Below are 4,254 nucleotides of genomic sequence, written 5' to 3'. Positions count from 1 at the left end.
AACCTGGGCGGCGCGCCCCCGCCGGCTCCCGGCGCTCCACCTCCGCCGCCGGGTGCCCCGCTGCCCCCGCCGCCCGGTGCGCCGCTGCCACCCCCGCCGCCGGCACCCGCGCCGCTTCCGCCGCCGCCCGCGCCTGCGCCGCCCCCACCGGCACCGGCACCCGCGCCGCCGGGGCCGTAACCGCGTGGCCGTACAGATGAGCCCGGAACGGTTCGAAGAACTGGTTTCCGAGGCGCTCGATCTGATACCGCCGAAGCTCGCCGACGCGCTGGACAATGTCGTCGTCCTTGTCGAGGGCCGCAACGACGAGGAGCCCGACCTGCTGGGGCTGTATCAGGGCGTCGCACTGACCGAACGCGATTCGTGGTACGCCGGTTCGCTGCCCGACACCATCACGATCTACCGCGAAGCGCTGCTGGAGCACTGCGACAGCGAACAGAACGTCGTCGACGAGGTGGCGATCACCGTGATCCACGAGGTCGCGCACCACTTCGGCATCGACGACGACCGCCTTCACGAACTCGGCTGGGGATAGCGGGCAAACACACCGCGCGGCAACTGCGCTTTGTCGCCCGCGAGTGCTATCAAGGGGCCATGACCGAGTGCCGAGAATGCGTAGCGGGCCTCGAGCACTGCCATGGCACCGTCATCCACCACGTCGCGTGCCGAGCGGAATGCACCGAACCGGATTGCGTCACCCCGGAAGTGGCGCACGCGTTCGTGATCGACTGTGAGGCGATCAGCTGCGCGTGCACCGTCTCGGTGTCAGCCCATCGGGTCGGCTGACCGCAGAGCGTCTTCGACCGGCCGCACGTCCGGCTCGGGGTAGAACGGCGGCGTCAGTGGCCCCCACTGCAGACAACTCCACCTGCCGTCGGTGATCGGTGCCAGCACGACGGCCTCCGTGTTCCCCAAGTGGTGGTCGAGAGCGAAACTGCGCTCGACACCGGCCAGCACCGAGGACACCAGACGGATCGCCGCGCCGTGGCTGACCACCACGATGTCGCCGTGCCAGGCGTCGTCGTCGAGATGGCGCATCCGCAGCTGGGTGATGGTTGGCACGTAGCGGTCCAGCACGTCGTGTCCGGTCTCGCCGTTGGGCATCGCCACGTCGAGATCGCCGTCGTGCCACTTCTGGTAGATCGATTCGAACGTCGCGATCGCCTCGTCGTCGTTGCGGTCCTCCAGATCGCCGACCTGGACCTCGTGGACGCCGTCGAGCTCCACAGGCGGCAACCGCAGCGAACCGGCGATCTCCTCGGCGGTCTGACGGGCCCGGTGGGCCACCGAATGCGCCAGGATCGCGGGCGCGCCAGGCATGCCCCTGGCGAAGGAGCGGGCCTGGTCGCGGCCGAGGTCGGTGAGTTCGGCGCCGGGCGGGCGGGTGTCGAGGCGACGGTGGACGTTGGCCAGCGACTGCCCGTGACGCACCAGCACGAGACGCCCGCTCACCTCAGTCCCTCCCTGAGTCGCGCCAGCCAGCTGGAGGCTTCGTCAAGGCCGGGAGGGGCCGCGCCTGCGGCCGCTCCGGTCGGCCAGGATCCGAGGAATCGCATATCCGAACAACGACGGTGCAGCGCCTTGAGTGCCTCGGCCACCGCATCGTCGTCGATGTGTCCGACACAGTCGAGGAAGAAGATGTAGGTGCCCAACCCCGTTCGGGTGGGCCGTGATTCGATCCGGGTCAGATCGATGTCGCGGACGGCCAGCTCGGTCAGCGCCGATACCAGCGCGCCGGGTACGTTGTCGAGTCGCAGCACCACCGACGTACGGTCGGCGCCCGTGCGCCCTGGCGGCGGGGCGGGCGCTCCGACGAGCACGAACCGGGTGCGCGCGTTGGGCTCGTCGACGATGTCGGACGCCAGCGCCTCCAGCCCGTAGCGCTTGGTGGCCAGCGCGGTGCTCACCCCCGCGTCGGCACGCCCCTCGGCGACGTCGGCGGCCGCCGCGGCGTTGGAGTTGGCGGGCACCACCTGTGCCGACGGTAGATGCTCGGCCAGCCAGTGCCGCACCTGTGCGGCCGCGACGGGGAAGGCGGCGACGGTCTTCACGCCGTCGGCCGCGATACCGTCGCGCACCGCGATCGTGAACGAGACATCGAGCGTGAGCTCGGCGAAGATCTGCAGAGGTGTGCCGCCGGCCAGGCCGTCGAGGGTGGGTAGCACCGAACCCTCGATCGAGTTCTCGATCGGGACACAGGCGTAGTCGGCGTCACCGTCGCGCACGGCGGCGAGCGCGCCGGTGGTGCTGTCGCACGGGACGGGCGTCACCGCGTCAGCGCCCGGGCCGCCGGGCAGCATCCCATCACCCGACATTTTGCGCAGCGCCGCCTCGGTGAAGGTCCCCTCGGGGCCGAGATAAGCGATGCGCGACACGGCACAACACTATCGGGTCACCCGGGTAATGCCGTTCCGCTGCACGAAAGCCTTGCGGCATCCGCCGTCACTTAGTTAAGTTAGGCTCACCTTATCTCAAAGGAGGCTGCATGGCGACAACGGTCACGGCACCGACGACGGCCGAGCGGATCCGCAGCGCGTGCGCCAAAGCGGGCGGCGCGATGCTCGCGGTCGAGGGCGGCGAGAACGGGGCTCCCACCGAGACACCGGTCCACCACCTGCTCGACGACGGCTCGTTCGCGATCACCGTTCCCGCGGCCAGCGCGGCGGCGGCCAAGGCCGTCAGCGCGGGTGCCGGCGGGGTGCAGGCGGTGCTGGAGATGACGGATTACGCGCCGCTGCCGCTACGCGAGCCGGTGCGCTCGCTGGTGTGGATTCAGGGGCGCCTGCACGACGTGCCCGCCGGTGAGGTGTCGGCCCTGCTCGACCTGATCGCCTCGGAAGACCCCAATCCCGCGCTACTTCAGGTGAACTCGGCACCCGCTGACGGCGACAAGGGCCACACGCTTCTGCGGCTGGAGATCGACTCCGTCGTCGTCGCCGATTCCACCGGCGCCGAATCGGTCAGCGTGAGCACGCTGCTGGCCGCGCGGCCGGACCCGTTCTGCGCGATGGAGTCGTGCTGGCTGCAGCACATGGAGTCGGCCCACCGCGACGTCGTCGAGCGGCTGGCCAGCCGGCTTCCGATGTCGATGCGCCGCGGGCGGGTCCGGCCCCTGGGGCTGGACCGCTACGGCGTCCAGCTGCGGGTGGAGACCGACGACGGCGACCACGATGTGCGGCTGCCGTTCACCCGCCCGGTCGACGACGTCACCGGGTTGAGCCAGGCGATCCGGGTACTGATGGGCTGCCCGTTCCTCAACGGGCTGCGCGCACGGAAGTTGTGACGGCGCTACCGTAGCTCCGGTGACCGGCGCCCCCGACGAGCTCACCGACCCTGCGCGCCGGGCCCTGCGCATCGAGATCGTCGTCGTACTCGCGGTGACGTTCGGCCTTTCGGCCTACAGCGCGCTTCTGAACCTGATCGAGTCGGTGCTCCTCGGCCTCTCCGGTCAGGTCGTCGCGCTCAATCCGCGCCGCTCCCCATTCGACCTCATCGACCTCGGGCTCAACCTCGTCTGGGTGTTCCAGCTGTCGGCATGGGGTGCGCTGGCCGTATACCTGTTGTGGCGCAGCGGGATCGCCCTTAAATCGATCGGGCTGGGGCGGCCCCGGTGGCGCGCCGACCTGCTCGGCGGACTCGGTCTTGCCGCTCTCATCGGGCTGCCCGGCCTCGCGCTGTATCAGGTCGCCCGGCTCCTCGGCATGAACGCCGACGTCGAGCCGGCCGAACTGTACGACACCTGGTGGCGGATACCGGTGCTGCTGCTGACGGCGCTGGCGAATGGCTGGGCCGAAGAGGTGATCGTCGTCGGCTACCTGATCACCAGGCTGCGTCAGCTACGTGTGAGCCCGGCGGCCGCCGTTGTCGTCACCAGCGTCCTGCGCGGGCTCTACCACCTCTACCAGGGCTTCGGCGCAGGGCTGGGGAACCTGGCGATGGGCCTGGCGTTCGGCTACGTCTACCTGCGGACCGGCCGGCTGTGGCCGCTGATCGTCGCGCATGCGTTGATCGACGCCGTGGCATTCGTCGGCTATGCCCTGCTCGCCGGCCACCTCGGCTGGTTGCGATGAACATGCGGGCCGGCGACGTAGATTCTTTACGTGACCGACAACCGGCAACCGCCCCGCGGGTTCGAGCCCCCGCCGCGGCCGCGCCCGGAGCCGTCACAGGTGATCCGCCGCGATCCCAACTACCGGCCGCCTCCACCGAGCCCACCGATGCCCCCCGGGGGCCATCCCTTCGTCGTGGCGCACC

7 protein-coding genes are annotated in these 4,254 nt (G+C 70.3%); 5 read left to right on the top strand and 2 right to left on the bottom strand.

Features of this window, described 5'->3' with window-relative positions:
* The 3 genes from AU192_RS25245 to AU192_RS25240 form a co-directional block, all read left to right on the top strand.
* Positions 1-180 (top strand): hypothetical protein (locus AU192_RS25245; RefSeq protein ID WP_207544966.1); only part of this gene is annotated, 180 nt, incomplete at its 5' end.
* 4 nt (positions 181-184) lie between these two features.
* On the top strand, positions 185-535 hold the full coding sequence (locus AU192_RS20665) for a metallopeptidase family protein (protein ID WP_064399396.1): 351 nt from the start codon (positions 185-187) through the stop codon (positions 533-535).
* Positions 536-594: 59 nt separating this feature from the next.
* Entirely contained in the window at positions 595-786 is a 192-nt protein-coding gene (locus AU192_RS25240) for a hypothetical protein (protein WP_082693907.1), read from the top strand.
* On the opposite strand, the gene AU192_RS20655 is transcribed toward AU192_RS25240, so the two are convergent.
* The gene (locus tag AU192_RS20655; protein ID WP_064399394.1) at positions 766-1,452 is read right to left on the bottom strand and encodes a histidine phosphatase family protein; all 687 of its coding nucleotides are present in this window, start codon (positions 1,450-1,452) and stop codon (positions 766-768) included. The genes AU192_RS25240 and AU192_RS20655 overlap by 21 nt on opposite strands.
* Positions 1,449-2,375 carry a prephenate dehydratase gene (gene pheA, locus AU192_RS20650; RefSeq protein WP_064399393.1) on the bottom strand — a complete coding sequence of 309 codons (927 nt, stop codon included), beginning with the start codon at positions 2,373-2,375 and terminating at the stop codon, positions 1,449-1,451. The genes AU192_RS20655 and pheA overlap by 4 nt, the downstream gene beginning before the upstream one ends.
* A gap of 110 nt (positions 2,376-2,485) precedes the next feature.
* On the opposite strand from pheA, the gene AU192_RS20645 reads away from it, so the two are divergent.
* Together AU192_RS20645 and AU192_RS20640 are read left to right on the top strand one after the other, a co-directional pair.
* Positions 2,486-3,283 (top strand): DUF2470 domain-containing protein, encoded by a 798-nt coding sequence (locus tag AU192_RS20645; RefSeq protein ID WP_064399392.1) that lies wholly within the window; start codon positions 2,486-2,488, stop codon positions 3,281-3,283.
* A 19-nt stretch (positions 3,284-3,302) separates the two neighbouring features.
* A complete protein-coding gene (locus tag AU192_RS20640; protein ID WP_064399391.1) occupies positions 3,303-4,070 on the top strand; it encodes a CPBP family intramembrane glutamic endopeptidase in 768 nt (255 codons plus the stop codon).
* Positions 4,071-4,254 lie beyond the last annotated feature (184 nt).

The sequence above is a fragment of the Mycobacterium lehmannii genome (assembly GCF_001499925.1).
In the GTDB taxonomy this organism is placed as follows: domain Bacteria; phylum Actinomycetota; class Actinomycetes; order Mycobacteriales; family Mycobacteriaceae; genus Mycobacterium; species Mycobacterium lehmannii.
Note: the sequence above shows the minus strand (reverse complement) of the source record. Positions and strands in the feature narration are given on the sequence as shown.